Origin of the sequence: Pseudomonas sp. Sample_20 (genome assembly GCF_004307585.1) — a bacterium.
GTDB classification, from domain to species: domain Bacteria; phylum Pseudomonadota; class Gammaproteobacteria; order Pseudomonadales; family Pseudomonadaceae; genus Aquipseudomonas; species Aquipseudomonas atacamensis.
This window is the reverse complement of sequence record NZ_RCOA01000128.1, coordinates 87,348-106,841: the sequence shown is the minus strand read 5'-3', so window position 1 is coordinate 106,841 and position 19,494 is coordinate 87,348. Positions and strand designations below refer to the sequence as shown.

20 protein-coding genes and 1 pseudogene are annotated in these 19,494 nt (G+C 59.4%); 16 read left to right on the top strand and 5 right to left on the bottom strand.

The window, feature by feature from the left end:
* Positions 1-33: 33 nt before the first annotated feature.
* Positions 34-798, bottom strand: coding sequence for an SDR family NAD(P)-dependent oxidoreductase (locus tag D8U70_RS25780; protein ID WP_071171898.1), 765 nt, complete (start codon positions 796-798; stop codon positions 34-36).
* Positions 799-913: 115 nt separating this feature from the next.
* Here D8U70_RS25780 and D8U70_RS25775 point away from each other — a divergent pair, with 115 nt between their 5' ends.
* The 4 genes and pseudogenes from D8U70_RS25775 to D8U70_RS25760 all read left to right on the top strand — a co-directional run bounded on the left by D8U70_RS25775 (position 914) and on the right by D8U70_RS25760 (position 4,989).
* Positions 914-1,858: a GlxA family transcriptional regulator gene (locus D8U70_RS25775; RefSeq protein WP_130930064.1), complete on the top strand. Its 945-nt coding sequence runs from the start codon at positions 914-916 to the stop codon at positions 1,856-1,858.
* A gap of 436 nt (positions 1,859-2,294) precedes the next feature.
* Entirely contained in the window at positions 2,295-2,654 is a 360-nt protein-coding gene (locus D8U70_RS25770; RefSeq protein WP_024012551.1) for a DUF6124 family protein, read from the top strand.
* A 138-nt stretch (positions 2,655-2,792) separates the two neighbouring features.
* A pseudogene (locus D8U70_RS25765) lies at positions 2,793-4,333 on the top strand (DUF2235 domain-containing protein).
* Positions 4,333-4,989 carry a DUF2931 family protein gene (locus D8U70_RS25760; RefSeq protein ID WP_016774283.1) on the top strand — a complete coding sequence of 219 codons (657 nt, stop codon included), beginning with the start codon at positions 4,333-4,335 and terminating at the stop codon, positions 4,987-4,989. Before D8U70_RS25765 ends, D8U70_RS25760 begins: the two are co-directional and overlap by 1 nt.
* Positions 4,990-5,424: 435 nt before the next feature.
* Here D8U70_RS25760 and D8U70_RS25750 read toward each other — a convergent pair whose 3' ends face one another.
* Together D8U70_RS25750 and D8U70_RS25745 are read right to left on the bottom strand one after the other, a co-directional pair.
* Entirely contained in the window at positions 5,425-6,384 is a 960-nt protein-coding gene (locus tag D8U70_RS25750) for a DMT family transporter (RefSeq protein ID WP_073475186.1), read from the bottom strand.
* Between the two features lie 167 nt (positions 6,385-6,551).
* Positions 6,552-7,478 (bottom strand): LysR family transcriptional regulator, encoded by a 927-nt coding sequence (locus D8U70_RS25745; RefSeq protein WP_130930062.1) that lies wholly within the window; start codon positions 7,476-7,478, stop codon positions 6,552-6,554.
* 112 nt (positions 7,479-7,590) lie between these two features.
* On the opposite strand from D8U70_RS25745, the gene D8U70_RS25740 reads away from it, so the two are divergent.
* From D8U70_RS25740 to D8U70_RS25700, 9 genes are all read left to right on the top strand, one after another.
* Complete coding sequence (locus D8U70_RS25740) at positions 7,591-8,343, top strand: 3-oxoacyl-ACP reductase family protein (protein WP_073475182.1); 753 nt, start codon at positions 7,591-7,593, stop codon at positions 8,341-8,343.
* 7 nt (positions 8,344-8,350) lie between these two features.
* On the top strand, positions 8,351-8,947 hold the full coding sequence (locus D8U70_RS25735) for an NADPH-dependent F420 reductase (RefSeq protein WP_205884329.1): 597 nt from the start codon (positions 8,351-8,353) through the stop codon (positions 8,945-8,947).
* A gap of 49 nt (positions 8,948-8,996) precedes the next feature.
* A complete protein-coding gene (locus D8U70_RS25730) occupies positions 8,997-9,395 on the top strand; it encodes a nuclear transport factor 2 family protein (protein WP_130930061.1) in 399 nt (132 codons plus the stop codon).
* Positions 9,396-9,502: 107 nt separating this feature from the next.
* Positions 9,503-9,805: a metalloregulator ArsR/SmtB family transcription factor gene (locus tag D8U70_RS25725; RefSeq protein ID WP_130930060.1), complete on the top strand. Its 303-nt coding sequence runs from the start codon at positions 9,503-9,505 to the stop codon at positions 9,803-9,805.
* Between the two features lie 63 nt (positions 9,806-9,868).
* Entirely contained in the window at positions 9,869-10,843 is a 975-nt protein-coding gene (locus tag D8U70_RS25720) for a zinc-dependent alcohol dehydrogenase family protein (RefSeq protein WP_122708195.1), read from the top strand.
* 28 nt (positions 10,844-10,871) lie between these two features.
* A complete protein-coding gene (locus D8U70_RS25715; protein WP_071171908.1) occupies positions 10,872-11,213 on the top strand; it encodes an antibiotic biosynthesis monooxygenase in 342 nt (113 codons plus the stop codon).
* A gap of 164 nt (positions 11,214-11,377) precedes the next feature.
* Positions 11,378-12,079: a DUF695 domain-containing protein gene (locus D8U70_RS25710; RefSeq protein ID WP_071171909.1), complete on the top strand. Its 702-nt coding sequence runs from the start codon at positions 11,378-11,380 to the stop codon at positions 12,077-12,079.
* 42 nt (positions 12,080-12,121) lie between these two features.
* A complete protein-coding gene (locus D8U70_RS25705; protein WP_071171910.1) occupies positions 12,122-12,556 on the top strand; it encodes a VOC family protein in 435 nt (144 codons plus the stop codon).
* 169 nt (positions 12,557-12,725) lie between these two features.
* Positions 12,726-13,871: a sensor histidine kinase gene (locus tag D8U70_RS25700; RefSeq protein ID WP_130930059.1), complete on the top strand. Its 1,146-nt coding sequence runs from the start codon at positions 12,726-12,728 to the stop codon at positions 13,869-13,871.
* A gap of 39 nt (positions 13,872-13,910) precedes the next feature.
* Here the strand turns inward: D8U70_RS25700 and D8U70_RS25695 are convergent, their stop codons facing one another.
* On the bottom strand, positions 13,911-15,767 hold the full coding sequence (locus D8U70_RS25695) for an ABC transporter ATP-binding protein (RefSeq protein ID WP_130930058.1): 1,857 nt from the start codon (positions 15,765-15,767) through the stop codon (positions 13,911-13,913).
* A 299-nt stretch (positions 15,768-16,066) separates the two neighbouring features.
* Between D8U70_RS25695 and D8U70_RS25690 the strand changes: the two genes are divergently transcribed.
* The 3 genes from D8U70_RS25690 to D8U70_RS25680 are packed head-to-tail and all read left to right on the top strand — an operon-like array spanning position 16,067 to position 17,954.
* A complete protein-coding gene (locus D8U70_RS25690; RefSeq protein ID WP_110645784.1) occupies positions 16,067-16,717 on the top strand; it encodes a hypothetical protein in 651 nt (216 codons plus the stop codon).
* Positions 16,717-17,145, top strand: coding sequence for a phage holin family protein (locus D8U70_RS25685; protein ID WP_065617081.1), 429 nt, complete (start codon positions 16,717-16,719; stop codon positions 17,143-17,145). Before D8U70_RS25690 ends, D8U70_RS25685 begins: the two co-directional genes overlap by 1 nt.
* Positions 17,142-17,954, top strand: coding sequence for a DUF3618 domain-containing protein (locus tag D8U70_RS25680; RefSeq protein WP_130930057.1), 813 nt, complete (start codon positions 17,142-17,144; stop codon positions 17,952-17,954). The genes D8U70_RS25685 and D8U70_RS25680 overlap by 4 nt, the downstream gene beginning before the upstream one ends.
* Positions 17,955-18,008: 54 nt before the next feature.
* Here D8U70_RS25680 and D8U70_RS25675 read toward each other — a convergent pair whose 3' ends face one another.
* Positions 18,009-19,115, bottom strand: coding sequence for a M28 family peptidase (locus D8U70_RS25675; RefSeq protein ID WP_073475170.1), 1,107 nt, complete (start codon positions 19,113-19,115; stop codon positions 18,009-18,011).
* Between the last annotated feature and the right edge of the window lie 379 nt (positions 19,116-19,494).

Genomic DNA, 19,494 nt, shown 5'->3' with positions numbered 1-19,494 from the left:
GGGCATTGAGCCCGGGTGTTTCTGTCGGTGAGTTCAGGCCACCGGAATAGGATTTTCCAGCAGCGACAGATTGAACTGCTCGATCAACCCATGCTCGTTCGCGCCCTGGTTGGCTCGCAGCGGCAAGACTCGGTCAACCAGCACTTCGGTAGTGGCGGTTTCCAGCTTGATCAGGGTTTCCTCGATAAACTCGCCCAGCGGCATGGCGCGCTCGTCGCCGCTCTTGTGAATCAGGTCGGTATCAACCCAAGGCGGCGCGATTTCCAGGACCTTGACGCTGGTGTCGCGCAGCATGAAACGCTGCGACAGCGAGTAGGAATGGATCGCCGCTTTGGTCGCCGAATATAGCGCCGTGGTCGCCAGCGGCAGGTAGGCCAGCACCGAGCTGTTGTTGATGATGTAGGCCTCGGGCTGGCGCTTGAGGTGTTCGACGAACGCCGCGCTGACGCGCACTGGGCCGAGCAGGTTGGTCTGCAACAGACCGACGGCCTGTTCATCGTTGAAGTCGCCGGAACCCGCGTTGTCGAAGGGCATGATCCCGGCGTTGTTGATGATTACGTTCAACGACGGATGGCGGCGGATGACTTCGGCGGCGACGTCCTTGATCTGCTGCGCATCGTTGATGTCCAGCTGCACGGTGTCGATGCCCGGATTCGCTTGGGCAATCTCTGCCAGCAGGGTCTGGCGACGACCAGCGATGATGACCTTGTTGCCGCGCTGATGCAGGGCCTCGGCCAGTGCGCGGCCGATGCCGGAAGTGCCGCCGGTGATGAAGATCGTGTTGGCTTCAAGTTTCATGAGCTGCGTCCCGCGAGTGGATTGATTGGTATGCAAGCCATGATGGAGAAAACCTGCTCCGACCTGAATGACGTATGTGGTAGTGTTTCAGGACATTCAACAACGGAGCGCGACCATGCATCGAGTCGGCTATCTGCTCACGGAAGGTTTTCAGGTCATGGCGCTGGCGACCCAGTCGGTGTTCGAGTTCGCCAACATCGTCACCGGCAAAGCCGTGTACAAGGTGCAGAACTTTTCCCAGGCCGGCGGCATCGTCAGCTCGTCGCTGGGCCTGCACGTTGATACGTTGCCATTGACGACGGCCGGGCTGGCCGACAGTTGGCTGGTGGCGGGAACGCTGACACCGCTGACGCCGCCCGATGCTGACGTGCTGCACAGCGTGCGCGGGCTCGCCGACGGCGCACGCCGCGTGGCCGGCATCTGCACCGGCTCGTTCGTACTGGCGCAGGCCGGTGTACTGGATAATCGCCGCGTGACCACGCACTGGACGTTCGCCCCGGCGCTGCGCAGGATGCATCCGTCGGTGAATGTCGAGGACGACCGCATCTTCATCATCGACGGTCCGGTGTGGACATCGGCGGGCATGACCGCTGGTGTCGACATGGCGCTGGGTATGGTCGAGAAGGATCTGGGCAGCGAAATCGCCCGCTCGGTCGCCCATCGACTGGTGATGCATCAGCGTAGGTCCGGAGGCCAGTCGCAGCATTCGGAACTGCTCTCGCTGTCGCCCAAATCCGATCGCATTCAGAGTGCGCTGGATTACGCGCGCAAGCACCTCAATCGCCCGCTGAGCGTCGAAGAACTGGCCGAAGTGGTGCACCTGAGTCCGCGGCAATTCACCCGCGTGTTCACCGCCGAAACCGGCCAGTCACCAGCCAAGGCGATAGAGAGCCTGCGCCTGGAAGCGGCGCGTTTGCTGATCGAGCAGAGCAGTCACAGTCTGGATGTAGTCGCCAGGGAAACCGGGTTTCGTGACCGCCGGCACATGCGCGAGGTGTTCATGCGCGGCTTTGGCGTGCCGCCGCAGGCGGTACGGCGGGATTCGCGGCGGGTGGTGTGAGGCTCGTGTTGGTTAATCAACGTCCCAATACCAAGGAGCGAGCCTGCTCGCGATGACGCCAGCCCATTCACAGCCACATAAACAGAAAACCCTCAGCCCGTTTAAACAGTAACTCCAGCCTTAAGCAAACGGCTACAACGCCTTGCGCCATTCCCTACGACTACGCCAGAATCCGCCGGCTTGTGCGTCTGCCGTTCCCTCCGTAACTTGATTCCTGTCACTGCTCATCAGTGATCGGGTCTGCAAGCCCGTCGGAATCAGTCGCATAGCCCTGCCAAAGGACACTTGTTCGTGTCCGCTCAACGGCGGCTTTGTGCGGGAGACCTTCGGGTCTGCCGGGTTCCTGATTTCCCGGTCTTGCAGACCCGCACACAGCTGCCACCCATCATCTGCAAGTGATGTTGGTAGCTCCAGACGAATAATCAGGAGTTTCACCATGTTCAAAGTCACACCCAATCCCCCAACCACCGACCCCGCATCGCCCTACGAATCCAGCGCCTCGAAAAAGCTTCACGAAGCCGCCGAACGCGCCCTCGATCACTACCTCGGCCCGGCAGACATCCTGGCCAGCACCAACACCCCGGAACAGATGTTCCTCGCCAACCCGAAATACGACACCGAGTCCCTGCTGGCCAATGCCAGCGAATCCCTCGGCTCGGCCACCACCATGCTCTACGACTTCGCCGCGCTGCTCGACAACCCGCGCCGCAAAACCCTGCTAGGCATCGCTCAGGTCGTCATGCTTGGCGAGATCGCGGTAAATCAGGCTTTGGATAAAGTCGAAATAGCCAAATGACCCGCAATGCGACGAGCGCAAAACCTCGTCGCTATCCCCGGGCGCGCCATGGCTGGCACACGGCCACGGCTTGCACCACCCGGGCTCGACTGTCACCCTTCGGGCCGTTCTTCAAGGATCAGAACAAGGAATCAAGGATTGAGTGGTTACGTTCCAAACCCGCCGAAAAACTACCGCTACGAACAAGCCAAACCCGTCGACCTACACGCCCAGCATTGGGCCGAATATGAGAAACACGGGAAAGAGCCCGCGCGCGAGCCTGAGAAAATAGGCATTGCGTTGAGGATCGGGGTTTTCTTTGATGGCACAGGCAACAATGCGAACAACTCTGCTGCGGGGTTGTTGTGCGGTGCTCAGCATCCGATTGCGCCTGAGGATATTCCTCCCAGTTGTCAGCCCTATATGCGAGATCCGGATAGCAGTTATGGCTCTGGCGCGACGAATATCAAAAAACTTGCCGATCTGTATTACGAGGCTCCGATTGCTGATGGAGAGGGCCTATAAAACAGGTGTCACGCCCCTTATACATCGAAGGCATCGGTACTCAATCCAACGAGAAAGACAGTATCGTCGGTCAAGGCACGGGACGTGGAGAGACGGGAGTCGCCGGTAGGGTGCAGACTTCGTTTACGTTCATCAAACAGGTTGTTGAAGACGCCATTCAAGAAAATCCGAACAGTGAAATTGCCTCGCTAACTTTTGACACCTTTGGATTCAGTCGAGGTGCAGCGGCGGCACGTCATTTCTGCAATGAAATTGTACGAGGCAAGCAGGGGCCGTTAAGGGATCTGCTTAGCACTTACGCTCATAATTTCAGCCGCACCTTTCTCGATCAATACGGCAGCAGTATCCGGATGGGCTTCATCGGTCTATTCGACACCGTGCCGTCAATTGCCGGTTTCACTAATTTCGGTAGAGTGCATAGCCCCATTGCTCCGGGCATTAAACTGTATCTCGACCCTCGCTTCTTCAAGGATGTTGTCCACTTGGTGGCGCGCGATGAATGTCGTGCCAATTTCGCCCTCAGCAATGTCAATCCCGATTATCCCGAATATGTTTTTCCGGGTGTGCATTCGGATATCGGTGGTAGCTATCTCGACGAAGTCGAGGAATGCGTATTGGTCAGCCCTATGCAGAGACTTGATGTATGGAGCAACACTGACGTTCAATCAACTTCGATCTATCAGGACGCCGCGATGGTAAAAAAACAATGGGTCGCCAAAGGATGGCCTGCCGATCTGTTGGAAATCGTAACCCCCCCCGCGCTTGCTTTGCCGCCCGATCCGCAAGATCGTTTCGGGCCTAAACGCAAACGTGTATACGCTGGGCTTCAGCTCAAACGCCCGGTCAGTGGCAAACTCTCAAGGGTTTATTTGAGAGTCATGTATCAATTGGCCAAAGAAAAAGGTGTTCCTCTCCACGATATTCCCGAACGACCCGAGTATGCCGTTCCTCAAGAGCTGCAACCGCTTTGTGAAAGATTCATCGCCGGTGACTTCAGCACCACAGCTGAAGAGGAGAAATTGCTGCAATTGAAATACATCCACACATCTGCCAACTGGAATCACCCGCAAGGAAGGCGGGACGGCAGCGGCCTGAAAGCCGTTTATATCAATTCACCAACGGAAGATGGCATTCGCATGCAGCATCCTCATGTAGCTGACTGGAAGCTTTGGTAATGAGAATGTTCTTGGCTCTACTGGGCGTTTTGGCCTTTACCGGCTGTCACGCGACAGGCTCCAATTCAGGTGAAAACGATCCCAAATATCCTTGGTGGGAACTGGCGTTTATCAAGCCCAATTTCATGAACGTTTGGGTCGAAGACAGCTCAGTGGAAGACATCAACGGTCGAACGTTTCTGCGAGCCGGGGGAGGAAACGCCAGCGGCGCTGAACCAAATGACGACAAAGAATCCGCGCGCGGCTGGGTAGGTGTGGGAGGTACGGGGAAACCGGTTATAGGCGCAGATCTGCCCAAGCGAATTTTCGTACGCTGGCAATCTATACCGGAACAAAAAACCTACCGGGCTTGGGTGGATTTTCCTGAGGAAGCCAGGCGAGTGATGGTGACATCTACCCATCAGCGCTGCGCCGAAACTCCCGACAGGACGGCGCGCTTCATGGCTTCTGTGTATTTGGGACTCGCACCAGGTGGCATAGTCCAAGTCTGGGTCAGAGATCAGTGTCGACGCCCGATCAAAGTAGCCCGCACCCAAGCAGAGTTGGAACCGCTGGGGCCGGAGTTGGGCAAGAACGGTGGTCAGTATGCCTATCCCGTGAGTGAGAAGGCCAAGCGTTACATTGATAAGTTCGGCATCCCGTACGGTAGTTGGTAAATGACGCTAATGAAGCGCCATCTACTTTTCAGGCGCCAGACCGTTTCAATTTCGCTGAGTCGAATTAGCGGGGCGGCGTCTTGAGAATAGAAAAGGCCGACCGTTTCGATGATGTCGACTACGACGCAGGCTATGAGTATCGAGGGTTCAATTACCTGATTCTGGATGGTGTCGATCAGTTTCTCGTCAGAACTTACGATGACCAACCCGGTAGCGCGACGGTTGTACGCCCTGCCATGACCACAAACACCAGACTCAGAACGCTGGCGGAATTCTTACGAACGGAGCTGGAGGTAACTGTGATTTATCTCTACAGGGGTGAAATAGGAAGCTATGCCCAGGTAGACCTCGAGAGCCTGCAATTCTGCTGATTCGGTATCGAGCCGGGGGCGATAAGCAGGACTCGCCAACCAGGAGTCCCGCCACCACACCCCCTCAAACCTCAGCCTTCACCCCAACCTTCACCGCAGCCTTCCGATACGTCAGCAAAACAATCCCGCTCACCACAATCACTCCCCCCACGATCTGCCCTCTGCTGAGCATTTGATCCAGCACAATCCAGCCCATCAACAACGTCGCCAGTGGTTCGATATTCATCACCGGGGCGTTGCGTGGCATGTCCAGTCGGGGCACGGAAATGAACAACACAATGAAGCCGGTCCCATAGAGCACGACAAGCGTGGCAAGGGCCAGCCAGCCGGTTGAAGTGGCGGGGAGGTTGAGTCCGCCGGGGAGGGCGCCGGTCAGGCCGGCCAGGTTGACGCTGCTGAAGACGATGAAGATGGTCAGCAGGCTGCGCACCGAGCCGCGCACCTGCGACAGTTTGTGGTCGGTGATCCACAGCGCGCAGGCGAAGACGCTGGCGGCGCAGAAGGCGAGTGCGACGCCCAGTAGCCATTCCGGGCCGACGCTCGCGCTGTCTGACAGACGTCCGGGAACGTCCAGCACGAACACCAGCCCGACGAGAATCAAGCCCATCAACATCGCGGTGCGCGCGCTTGGTCGTGGGCCGCCCAGCGCCCAGGTCAGCAAGGCGAGCAGGATCGGAAACACGTTGGCCACCAGCAGCGCCAAAGCGACCGGGACCCGCGCGACAGCGGAGTACAGACACAGGCTCTGCGCAGTAATCAGCAGGCCCAACAACAGTTGCCAACGCCATGCGCCTGTCGGCAGGCGCAGACTTTGCCGCTGCCACAGGACGAGAATGGCCAGCACCAGCAAGGTCCCGCCCGAGCGCATCAGAATCGCCAGCAACACGCCCGCGCCATCATCAAAAGCGACCCGTGCCGCGACGTGGTTGCCGGCGAACGCACAGCCCATGCACAACAGAATGATCACGGCGAGATATCGAGGGAAGGGCGGGGGGACGGTTGGCGCAAACTCAGGACGGGACATGGCAGATCTCAAAAATGATAGCCACTCGGGGTGGCTCAGGTTTTTATTATGTTGTCGTACAACTGCCAGATTTGTACCGTAATCGAGCAGACGCGGCAAGCTAGAAAGGCTTGAAAGACCGCGTAGGCGTGATGCTGGTTGAGTTTCAGAGGTCGTATAACTTGCTTTTAAGCCCGAGCATCGAGGAGAGCGGCCCAACCATCCTCCCGAGCCTGACCGACCAGAAAATCAACAAAAGCCCGGGTTTTGGCCGGTAACAGTTTCTGGCTGGAAAAGTACAAATAAATCTGCCCCGCATCGACATGCCAACCCGGCAAAACCCGCTCCAGCGTGCCGTCCTGCAGATAAGGCAGCACGTCCGGAACCGCCAACAGCGCAACCCCCAATCCCAAGCGCGCGCACTGACACAGTGCTTGCGGATCGTTGACCAAAAGGCGCGGCGCCAACTCCAGCGGTGCCCGTTGCCCGTCGGGGCCTTGCAGCATCCAACTGCGCACCTTGCCGGTCTGCACCGAGCGCATGGCCAGATGATTCAGCGTCGCCAGCTCTTCGATGTGCCGGATGCGCTGGTGTGCCGAGAGGTATTCCCTCGATGCCACCAGAATCAGATGCGCCGGCGCGATGGCCCTGGCCACGACACCTTGCGCGAGTTCGATGCCGCCGCCGATAGCCGCATCAAACCCGTCCGCGATGAGATCGACCTGGCGATTGTCGACGTGCCATTCAGGGGTCACGGCGGGGTATTGCTTGAGAAACTCGGGCATCAGCGGCAACAGAAAATCCCTGGCGAAACCGGGTGCTGCGCTCAGACGCAAAAGCCCTGAAGGCTCTCCGGCATTGCCGGCCACGTCGGCAATCGCCGCTTGAACACTTTCCAGTCCCGAACCGACGTTGGCCAGAAAGCGTTCTCCCGCTTCGGTCAGCGTGAGTTTGCGCGTGCTGCGCTGAAACAAGCGTACGCCGAGGTTGGCCTCCAGTTGCGCGACATTGCGACTGACCGCCGCGGGAGTCAGGCCCAGGCGCCGCGCGGCGGCAGAGAAGCTTCCCGCCTCGGCGCTGCGCACGAATGAGAGCAAATTGCCTAAGGTTTCCATCTGCGCACCTTCAACGAATGATTGAAAGTGATTCTAGTAGGCTTCCACTACTGGTGGAAGATCAAAAGGCGTCTCATAGCCTCATCAACTCCAACCACCCAGAGGCTCGACCATGAACACTTCTACGCTTCCACTGACCGGCAAAATCGCCATCGTGACCGGAGGCTCACGCAGCATCGGCGCAGCAATCGCCAAGCGGCTCGCGGCAGATGGCGCCACCGTCGCTATCACCTACAACGCATCGCCAGATCGCGCCGAAGCGGTCGTGCAGGAAATCGTTGCGGCGGGCGGCCTGGCTGTGGCGCTGGCGGCCGATGCGGGCAATCCCGAGGCTGTACGTGCAGCGATTGCCGAGGTTGCACAGCGTTTTGGCAAGATCGACATTCTGGTCAACAACGCTGGTATCAGCCTGCTTGGCGCCCCGGAGGACATCGCCTTCGAGGACTTTCAACGCATCCTTGCGGTGAACGTGACCGGCGTCTTCGTCGCCACTCAGCAAGCGCTCAAACACATGGGGCAGGGCGGCCGCATCATTCACATCGGCAGCTCGATGGTGCAATACGCGGCGTTCGCTACCGCCTCCGTCTACACCCTGAGCAAAGGTGCGCTGACCGGTTTCAGTCGTGGACTGGTGCGCGATCTGGGGCCGCGCGGCATCACTGTGAACACCGTCCATCCCGGCCCGACCGACAGCGACATGAACCCGGCCGACGGGCCTATTGCGGACTTCCTACGCCCGAACATCGCCATGGGGCGGTACGGAGAGGGCAAGGATGTCGCCAGTGCGGTGGCGTACCTGGCCAGTGCGGACGCCGGGTTTGTCACCGGTGCAGAATTAATCGTCGACGGCGGCTTCACAGCGTAAGGAGAGCATCATGACTATCAGCATCATTGGTACAGGCTCCATCGGCACCGCCATCGCTCGGTTGCTCGTCAACGCAGGCCTGCCGGTCAGCCTGGCCAACAGCCGTGGGCCGCAGAGCCTTGCCGGTTTGGTCGACGAATTGGGTCCACTCGCACAAGCGGTGACCGCTCAGCAAGCCAGTCAGGCGGACATTGTTTTTCTGGCGGTGAACTGGTCGAAGATCCCCGACGCGGTACGCGATCTCGGGCCTTGGGATGGACGTATCGTGATCGACGCCAACAACCCGATCGAGGCGCCACTGTTCAAACCGTTCGATCTGGGCGGCCAGCCGTCTTCGCAAGTGGTGGCGCAGATGCTGCCCGGTGCGCACGTGGTCAAGGCCTTCAACCATTTGCTCGCGGCTCTGCTGAGCGATCCCTCCGCCGAGGGCGGCAAGCGGGTGCTGTTTTATTCCGGTGAAGATGCCGCGAGCAAAACCAAAGTTGCAGAGCTGATTACTCAACTGGGTTTTTACGGCATCGACCTGGGCGGTGTGCAGCAGGGAATGCTTGCGCAGTTTCCGGGCGGACCGCTGCCAGCCTTGAACCTGGTCAAACATGGTTGACCGCTGAGCCCGGGCAACCGGGCTTCACATACCAATCGAGGATTCAAAAATGTCTGGCTCAGATTCGCGAAATATCAATGAGGTGGAAAACTACGACGCCTTGCTGCGGGCCAACCTGCAGCGCGTGTTCAACGAGCGCGATGCACAGAAGCGCATTGCGGCGGTGCATGAGCTTTTTGCAGGCACACCGACGATGTACGAACCGACTGGCATCGTCACCGGGCGAGCGGCGATTTCAGAGGTGGCCGGTGCGTTGCTGGATCAGTTCGGGGTGGACTTCGCTTTTGTTCCCGAGGGGCCGGCGGTTGGGCATCATGGCTTGGGTTACCTGCGCTGGCATGCGGGCCCGAGCGCTGGGCCGGTAGTCGTCAGTGGCGTCGACGTGGCAGAAATCAAAGCGGGGAAAATCGTGCGGTTGTGGGTGTTGCTGGATGCGCCCCAAGGCTGAGCCGCACGGCAGGGTGGCAAATCGGATCCCGTTGCCGCCTGTCGCCGACTGCCGATCAGATTAATATCGCGCATTGACATATCGCAAAATCTCGATATCCTCGGCGCATGGAACTGATCGAAATCTTCAAAGCCCTCTCGAACCCGACGCGCCTCAAGATCCTTGAAGGCCTGAAGGATCCCGTCAAGAACTTCCCCCCGCAGGATGAGGGTGACGTTCTCGTCGAGGGTGTCTGCGTCAGCAGCATCCAGGAAGGTATCGGCTTGTCGCAGTCGACGGTGTCGAGTTACCTGGCCACGTTGCTGCGGGTGGGGCTGGTTGAAGTGCGACGCATCGGTCAATGGACCTACTACAAACGCAATGAGGCTGCTATCAGCGCGCTTGCAGAGATCATAGGGAAAGAGCTGTAAATTTTTTTACTTTAGGATATCGAGAATTCTCGATATCCCTCTTTATCGATACGAGGTTTTGCCATGAAAGCGATGATTTTGAAATCCTTCGGCGGTCCTGATTCGTTCGAACTCAGCGACGTTCCAAAACCGGTTCCGCAAGCGGGTCAAGTGCTGGTCCGAGTGCACGCTACTTCCATCAATCCGCTGGATTATCAGGTTCGGCGCGGTGACTATCCCGATCTGGTGCCGCTGCCGGCCATTACCGGTCACGACGTGTCGGGCGTGGTTGAAGCCGTCGGCCCGGGCGTCAGCGCTTTCGCGCCGGGCGACGAAGTCTGGTACACCCCGCAGATATTCGACGGGCAGGGCAGTTATGCCGAGTACCACGTCGCAGCCGAAAGCATCATCGCCAGAAAGCCTGCGTCACTGAGCCACCTCGAAGCGGCCAGTCTGAGTCTGGTCGGCGGTACGGTTTGGGAAGCGCTGACCGTTCGCGCCGTGCTGCGCGTAGGCGAAAGCATTCTGATTCACGGCGGCGCGGGCGGTGTCGGTCATGTGGCGATTCAGGTGGCCAAAGCCATGGGCGCCAGGGTCTTTACGACCGTGCGCGAGGCCAACGCCGATTTCATCCGCAGCCTGGGCGCTGACGTGGTGATCGATTACACCCAAGAGGACTACGTCGAAGCGATCATGCGCGAAACCGCCGGGCATGGCGTTGATGTGGTGTTCGATACCATCGGCGGCGATACCCTGTCTCGCAGTGCTGACGCGCTCGCCCAGCTTGGCCGCGTGGTCTCGATCGTCGACATCGCGCAGCCACAAAACCTCGTCCAGGCCTGGGGCAAGAACGCCAGCTACCACTTCGTTTTCACCCGGCAGAATCGCGGCAAGCTCGATGAATTGAGCGCGTTGGTCGAGCGCGGCCAGTTGCGGCCCCACGTTGGCGCGGTCTATTCCCTCGCCGACATCCCGCTCGCCCACGCTCGACTGGAGAGCGCCAACAACGGTCTGCTGGGAAAAATCGCCATCGCCGTCGAGCCTTCGCTCATCGTCTGAATCCGCTCACTGATTTTGGAGAAACATCATGGTTTATGAAATCGCAGTCCTGCCCGTTCACCCGCAACAGACTGAAGCCTTTCGACGGGCATTTGCCGAAGTCGAACCGTTGCTCACCCGCGCCAAGGGATACGGCGGCCACTTGCTGGCGCAAGGTATTGAAATCCCCGAGCAGTTCAATTTGATCGTGCGCTGGCAATCGCTTGAGGATCATTCGCCGGGGTTTGAAGAGAGTGACGACCATCAGCGCTTCATGCTGGGGCTGGAGGATTATTTTTCCGCAGAACCGAAGGTCTACCACATTGAGGGTGGTGCTTTTCCGGGTGGCGATTTTGGCGTACCGGGCAACGGTTCCAGCGTAGGCATCTGAGGGAGTATGTGGCTGTTCGTCACAAGCGGCTGTGGCTGGTCGAGCACTGCTTGTGATGAATTGCCACTTTAATTCCTCTCTGGCCTGTTCATGGGGCAGGGGTGGCAGGCAAAATGCGCCGTTTTCCATATGTCTCGTATTGCTGCTCATCCAAGGAAGGCCACTTGAAAGTCACTCCCCACGCTTCCCTGCGCCCTGAAATCTGGCCAGCCGTTGTTCTATTGCTGCTGGCAAGCCTGATCACGACCGGCTGCACGCGCTCCCATTCTCCAAGACCGGTGGAACGCGATCCTTGTCTGGATGCCGGTCCAGCGCATACAACGGCCTACGCCAAATGCATGAGCGAGCGGAAAGAGCGCCAAGCTGAAGCGCTCAGAATACTGCTCAGTGATGATCCTGCTGACAATCCGCAACGGCAAGTGGCCGTGCCAGGCGACAGCGATTTCCAACCGTCTGATTTTCCTGACGACCCAATGCCAGCGAGTTTTCGCATGCCTTCCGACCTGAATCTCAAGGATACCCGGGCATTTCCTTACAAGGCTCGCATCAGCTGGAAATACGTGTCGGATCGCTTCCTGCCGAGTTCAAAGGAATCCGCGCGGATGATGCAGGTAGACCGCCTGATTAAGGCGGCCGTAACGGCGGATGGGTTCGCAAAGTGGGGGTGCACGGTCACCGGCGGAAAGCGTCAGGTGTGGGTTTTCTACACCCTGGACGACGCGGCCTTTGTCAGCCGTGTGCAGGCAGCTCTGGCGCAGACCGGGCCTTATCCGATCGAGTTCAGCAGCCGTAAACAGACGGATGTGAGTGCTGAGGTGCAGAATGCCGAGCAACCTCGACTCACGCCCAAACGATGCCTGGAGTGAAACAACCCTCGCTGCATAAGCTTCTGAAACGGATTTATCGCCATGCTTGAACGAAACAAACTGGTTCCTGAACTGATGGTCACCGAGCTGTCGAAGAGCTTGGCGTTCTGGGTGAACTGTCTGGGCTTCAAAGTCGCCTATCAACGCCTTGAAGACGGTTTCGCCTACCTCGATCTGAACGGCGCGCAAGTGATGCTGGAGCAGTTCGATCCGCAGGCCGGCCAGTGGCTCACCGCGCCTCTGAGCAAGCCTTTTGGGCGCGGCATCAACCTGCAAATAGATGTAGTCGCGGTCGCACCTGTCCTCGAACGACTCGAACAAGCTGGTTTTCCACTCTTTCGAAACTGCCAGGACACCTGGTATCGCGCAGAAAGTGTTGAAACAGGGCAGCGGGAATTCATTGTGCAGGATCCGGACGGTTATCTCGTCAGGCTGGCTGAGCGATTAGGTGAGCGGCCGGTCTGGGCCGCGGAGTAGGTGAGGTCCGCGACACTTCAGCCCTGGATTTTCCTTCCGCGTTAGCCCAGCGCTTTGATGGTAGGCTGCATAACGTCAGCCGTACCTTCTGTACTCCTGAGTTTGCTTTTTTAGCTGTCTGCGCCGGTTCGCCTCATAGCGTTGATGGATTGCCTTTAGGACCACAGCCATGCGCCTGCCAGATTTCATTCTCGAAAACCTAGAGCCGATCCTGCAGGCCTGGGAAGATTTCGCCCGCACCATTGAGACACCTGGTGCGGAACTCGATAACGTCGCGCTGCGCGATCACGCCGAGCAGATGTTGCGCGCCATCGTGATCGATCTGCGGACCAAGCAGACCATGAGCGAACAAATCGCCAAAGCCCAGGGCCAAGCGCCGCGCGACGATGAAGAAACAGCTGCGGAAACCCACGCGGTGACGCGGCTGATGGCCGGTTTTACCATCGATCAGATGGTGTCGGAATACCGCGCGCTGCGCACCAGTGTGCTGACCCAATGGCTGCGTCAGGTCAAGGATGGCAAATCACTGAATGTCGACGACATGACGCGCTTCCACGAAGCCATCGACCAGGCGCTGGCCGAGTCGATTGCCAGCTACTCGCGCGCCGTCGAGGCGTCGCGCAACGTGTTTCTGGGGATTCTCGGCCATGACTTGCGCACGCCGCTGGGGGCGATTCTGCTCGGTGCGGATATGTTGCGTCGTACCGAAGCCACCGACCCGCGCACCGGCAAAGTGGCCAGGCAGATCTACGCCAGCGTGCAGCGCGCCAGCCAGATCGTGGGCGACCTGCTGGATCTGACGCGTTGCCAGATGGGGCCGGGGATTCCGGTGAAAAAATCCTTGATCGATCTCAGCCCTGTGTGCGAGCGGGTGATCGAGGAAATCCGCGCCTTTCATCCGCAGGCCAACGTGCGGTTCGATGCGACGGAAGCGGTGATGGGAGCGTTCGATGGCGCCAGGATGGAACAGGTGTTTTCCAACATCATCAGCAATGCGGTGACCCACGGCGACAATAATTTTCCGGTAACGGTCGAGTTGCAGGTCCGCGAGGATTGCGCGGTGTTCACCGTACATAACGGCGGCGAACCGATCCCGGAGGATGTATTGCCGTTCATCTTCAATCCTATGGGGCGCTTCTCGCAGCGCTCCGTAGTTGATCACGGGCCCGTCGCTGGCCTCGGTCTGGGCCTGTTTATCGCTTCGGAAATCGTCGCCTCGCATGCCGGGTCGATCGAGGTCAGCTCTGACCTGAAGGGCGGAACCGTGTTTCGCGTAAAGCTTCCGGTTGATGCCGAAAGCCCCGTCACCATCTAGGCCAATCGATGGAGGGCCGGCCCCGGCCCTCCATCCTGATCACTCCTCCATCACTTCAACCAAACCCCGATCCTCACCGAGGAACCCGCCGCTCTGGTGTTGCCACAGCCGCGCATAGGTGCCGTTCTTCTCGAGCAATTGCGCGTGGGTGCCTTGTTCGATGATGCGGCCTTCGTCCATGACGATCAGCCGGTCCATCGCTGCAATGGTCGACAAGCGGTGGGCGATGGCGATCACGGTTTTGCCCTGCATCATTTCATCGAGGCTTTCCTGAATCGCGACTTCAACCTCGGAATCCAGTGCGCTGGTAGCTTCGTCGAGCAGCAGGATCGGTGCGTTCTTCAGCATAACCCGGGCGATGGCGATGCGTTGGCGCTGCCCGCCGGAGAGCTTGATGCCGCGTTCGCCGACCAGCGTGTCGTAACCGCTGTGGCCCTGCTTGTCGCTCAACTGGCTGATGAAACCATCGGCCTGGGCGTTCACTGCCGCGCGATGGATGTCTTCGTCGGTGGCGTCCGGGCGACCGTAGGCGATGTTGTCGCGGATCGAACGGTGCAACAGCGACGTGTCCTGGGTGACCATGCCGATCACGCTGCGCAGGCTGTCCTGGGTGACCTCGGCGATGTTCTGCCCATCGATGCGGATCTCGCCGCGATCAACGTCATAGAAGCGCAGCAGCAGGTTGATCAGCGTCGACTTGCCTGCACCGGAGCGGCCGACCAGGCCGATTTTTTCGCCGGGGCGAATGTGCAGGGTCAAGCCGTCGAGCACTTGGCGTTCGCCGTTGTAGTTGAAGCTGACATTGTCGAAAATCACTTCGCCGCCGGCCGGCTCCAGCACTTTGGCATCCGGCGCGTCCTGGACTTTTGGGCCGCTGGTCAGGGTGGCCATGCCGTCCTGCACGGTGCCGATGTTCTCGAACAGCGACGTCATCTGCCACATGATCCAGTGCGACATGCCATTGATGCGCAGCGCCATGGCGGTGATCGCCGCGACGGCGCCGGTGCCGACTTCGCCCTGATGCCACAGCCACAATGCATAACCGCCGGCGCCGAGAATCAAAGCCACCACCAGCGCCTGATTGACGATTTCGAACTGGCTGACCAGCCGCATCTGGCGGAATCCGGTGAGCTTGAAATCTTCCATCGCCGCGCGGGCAAAGTGCGCTTCACGCTTGGAGTGCGAGAACAGTTTGACCGTGGTGATGTTGGTGTAGGCGTCGGCAATCCGCCCGGTCATCGACGAGCGTGCATCGGCCTGTTCCTGGCCGACTTTGCCCAGACGCGGCACGAAATACACCATCGCCAGCCCGAACAGAACGATCCACGCCAGAAACGGCAGCATCAGCTTCAGCGCAAAGCCACCGGCCAGCGCAATGATCGCGATGAAGTAAACGCCGATGCCGGGGAGGATTTCGATCAGGGTGAACAGCACCTCGCGCACCGACAACGCAGTCTGCATGACCTTGGTCGTGACCCGGCCGGAAAACTCATCGGAGAAGAACGACAGACTTTGCCGCAGCATCAACCGGTGAAAGTCCCAGCGCAGGCGCAGCGGCAGATTGATCGCGAGGATCTGGTGCTGGACCATCGTGCGCAGCGCCACCAGGCCGATGCTGACAACCAGCACAATGCCGATGCCCCACAACACGCGGCTTTCCTCATCACCGGCGGCGCCGCCGGATTGCCAGGTCGAGAGCAGATCCACCACTTGCCCAAGGAAAGAAAACAGCCACGCCTCGTAGATCGACACGCTGGCGCTGAGCAGAGCGAAGGCCAGGATGTAACCGCGCGCCCCCCGGGTGCAGGCCCACAAGAAGCGCATCAGGCCGACTGGCGGTGGCGGCGCCTCGTCGGGCGGGAAGGGGTCGAGCCTTTCTTCAAACAGGCGAAGCATTGCGGTCTCCGAAGTGATCAGGGTGTGGGGATTCTGCCATCTATCGGCGTTGTTGCGGGTTTCAGCGTCGTGTTGCAGATAAATGCTTGTGCCTTGTCTTGACCGCAGTCAGGCGCAGAAGCTCAACGCAATCGTGCCAAGCGCAACCTTTCGTCGCTGATCCAGACCTGACACGGCACGCTCATCAACCTCTTTGAACTCTCGCGCAAGCTGCTCCGTCATCTTCTATGTGGGGGCTCGAGGCAATGTTGCCGTGTAGTCCCGTTTTTCCGTTTTCAAGTCAGAACGCGAGGGGCCACATGAATACTCAAGACAGCAGGGCAGGCTTTGAATCAGGTGATCCGAACAGCAAGCCTGGACAGGGTTTTGAACATTTGAAGGACGACGTCAATGAAGCACTTGGCGGTGCGCGGCAACAGGCCGACGCGCAATTCGGACAGTACCGCGACACTGCGGCCGAACAGATAGAAGCATTGGCCCAAGGGGCAAAGAGCTTCGTCTCTGAGTTGCAGGACAAGGACACGCTGGGCATGTCCGACTACCTGACGGATATGGCGGATTCCATGACCGGGCTGGCGGGCAACTTGCGCGGCAAGAGTGCCGAGCAGTTGCTGCACGATGCAGCCGATCTGGCGCGCAGCAATCCGGGCCTGTTCATCGCTGGCAGCATCGCCATCGGTTTCGGCCTGTCGCGGTTTCTCAAAGCCGGCACGGCCGCAGCAGCGACAGTCAGCGCCGAACATGATCCGGCGGCGGGCACGACTTCGACGCCACCGCCAGCCGATTACGGTGCGCAGCGACCCTATGAATCGTCAGTGCCGTCATCGGCCCACGCCAATCCGGGACTGGCCACCGGCATCACCCCGACCTCGCCCAGTGACAGCGATCACCCCTCTGATTTCGCCGCGGCTTCCGTACCGCACGCACCCGACGCCAAAGGAGAACTGTGATGAACAGAGATGAATCTGATCTGAGCGGAGCAAGGCCCCTCGGTCAAACGGATGACGCTTCGGTGGTCGGCCTGTTGCGGCAACTGTCCCGTGAAGTTCCAGCGTTGTTCACCAAGGAACTGGCACTGGCCAAAGCCGAACTGCACAACAGCCTCAGCACGCTGAAGGCTGGCATCGGTGCGGTGGCCGGTGGTGCGATTGTGTTTCTTGCTGGCTTCATCATTCTGCTGATGTCGGCGGTGTACGGCCTGAGCATGTTCATGGCGCCGTGGCTGGCCGCGCTGATCGTCGGCGTGGTGGTGATGATCATTGGCTTCGCCATGCTGCAATCCGGGAAGAAGCAATTCGAGCCATCTCACTTCAAACCTGATCGCACCCTCGACGCCTTGAACAAGGATCAGGAAGCGCTGCGGAGGAAAGTCTCATGAAAAGCGAACTGGATATCGAAGCGGAAAAAAGCCCGGAGCAGATCGAGCGCGAAATCGATGCGCAACGCGCGAGCATCGGCAACATCGTCGATCAACTGGAGAGCAAATTCACTCCCGGGCAAATGATCGATCAGGCTTGGGGAATGATGCAGAGCAACGGCTCGACGTTCTTCACCAATCTCGGCACCAGCGTGCGCAATAACCCGGTGCCAGCGGTGCTGACTTCCGTGGGGCTGCTCTGGCTGATGATGAGCCAGAATCGCCCGCCAGTGCCGCAACCGACCTATCGCAGCGGGCCGGATCAGGACAAGGCCGGCGAGTGGGCCGACGGTTTGGCCGACGGCATCGACACCGCCCGTGCGCATTTGCACTCGACTACAGACTCGCTGAAGGGCGGCTATGAGGCGCTGAAAGGCAAGGCCAGCCACCTCGGTGAAAACGTTGGTGCAGCGAAGGAAAACCTCAGCCATGCGATGCATGACGCCAGTGATCGACTGTCGCGTAATTCGCAAGTGCTTGGTCAGCAATTCAGCCACCTGCTCAAGGAGCAACCGCTGATGGTGGCTGCCGCTGGGGTTGCGCTCGGTGCATTACTCGGCGCGGCGTTGCCGACCACTTCAACTGAGCAGCGCTACATGGGCCGTACCAGCGCTGGTATGGTCGACAAGGCCAAGCAAAAAGCTCAGGAAGGTTACGAGGCCGTGCGTGACACGGTGACTCGGACCACTGAACAGACCGAGGTTGAAACCAGGCCTGATCCGGCGCGGCCGTCTTCTTCGGATCTGTCGCAGGGGTTGGGTACTTCTTGACGGTGAAAAACAAGGGAGGCCTGCAATGGGCCTCCCTTTTTATTGGACTGCGAGTCAGGTCGATACCTCATTCTGCAAGCCTTTCAAATATTCGACCAACGTCTGTGCGCAGGCTTCAATTGCGCCGTCGACTACCAGTTCGAAACCATGGGTATTTTCGGTCGGGATCGCGATGCAGCCGGCCTGGGCGCTGATGCCTGAACTCATCACCGCACTGGCGTCGGAAGCGAAATCCACCAGCAGCGCGAACTGTGGATCGAAGCCGCAACGCTTGGCGGCGTCGGCCAAAGCCATGACCACGCCGCGCGAGTAATAGCCTTTCTGGTCGCCGGTATCGATGATCGGGTCGACGCCCAATCGCGTTGCGTATTCGCTCATCACTGGGCCGACCTCCACGGCAATCGTGGTGTCACCGGGCAGGTGCGCAGCGGCATACATCGCACCGGCGTTGCTTTCTTCCTCGAGGGTGGTGAAGACGAAGTAGGTGTCGTGCCGCAATTCGGTAGTGCTGTGCTTGAGTTGCTCGGCGGCCTGGAGCATGGCGACGACGGGCGCGCGGTCATCGAGAAAATGCGCAGCGGTGGCATCGCCGACCCGGAACGGCTTACGCCAGTGCTGGCTGAGCACGACGCGGGTGCCGGGACGCACGCCCATGTCTTGCAAGGTTTGCGGGTCGTGGCGGGTGATGATGTGCACGTCTTTCCACTCCACCGCGCCGCTCATCACATCCTGGCCCTGCGGCGAACCTGTGGTGGCGTGCATCGAGCCGAATGAGAGCACGCCGGGCAGGGTTTGCGCATCGCCGAGAATATCCACCGGACAGACACCGAAATTCACCGGGTTCGCACCGCCGAGGGCAACCACCCGCAACGTACCGTCCGGCTCGACGCGTTTGACCAGCATGGCGATCTCATCCATGTGGCCCATGATGCGCACAGCGTGCTCGCCGTCCGGATCGGGTTCGCGGCCCTTGAGCAGGCCGATGACATTGCCGGCCCGATCGGTCCAGACCTCGTCGCAATGGCGCCGCAGTTCTTCCAGGCAGATCGTCCGAACTTCGTCTTCCTGACCGCCAGGCCCGCGTGCCATGAGCAAGCGGCTCAATAGTGTTTGGGTGGATTCCTCTGTGTTGCGCGGCGAAGGCGTTTGGTTATCCGACATGCATGCTGACCTCCTTGCATCGGCGGACGTGTATCGACCGCTCAGAATTTAGGGGGCAGATTGGCGGAAAAATTCAGATGGGTTGAAGCCTTCTGATTCACCTGCATTCCCTGTGGGAGCGAGCTTGCTCGCGAAAGCGGTGGGTCAGGCAAGGACGATGTTGAATGTGCCGACGCCTTCGCGGGCAAGCCCGCTCCCACAGGGATTTTGGTTGCGCTGAAGATTGTGACCTTGCCCCGGACCATTGTGGGAGCGAGCCTGCTCGCGAAAGCGGTGTGTCATTCAATGTGGATGTATCTGATCTGGCCTCTTCGCGAGCAGGCTCGCTCCCACAGGGATTTGGGTTGGGCTGAAGATTGTGGCCTTGCCCCGGACTATT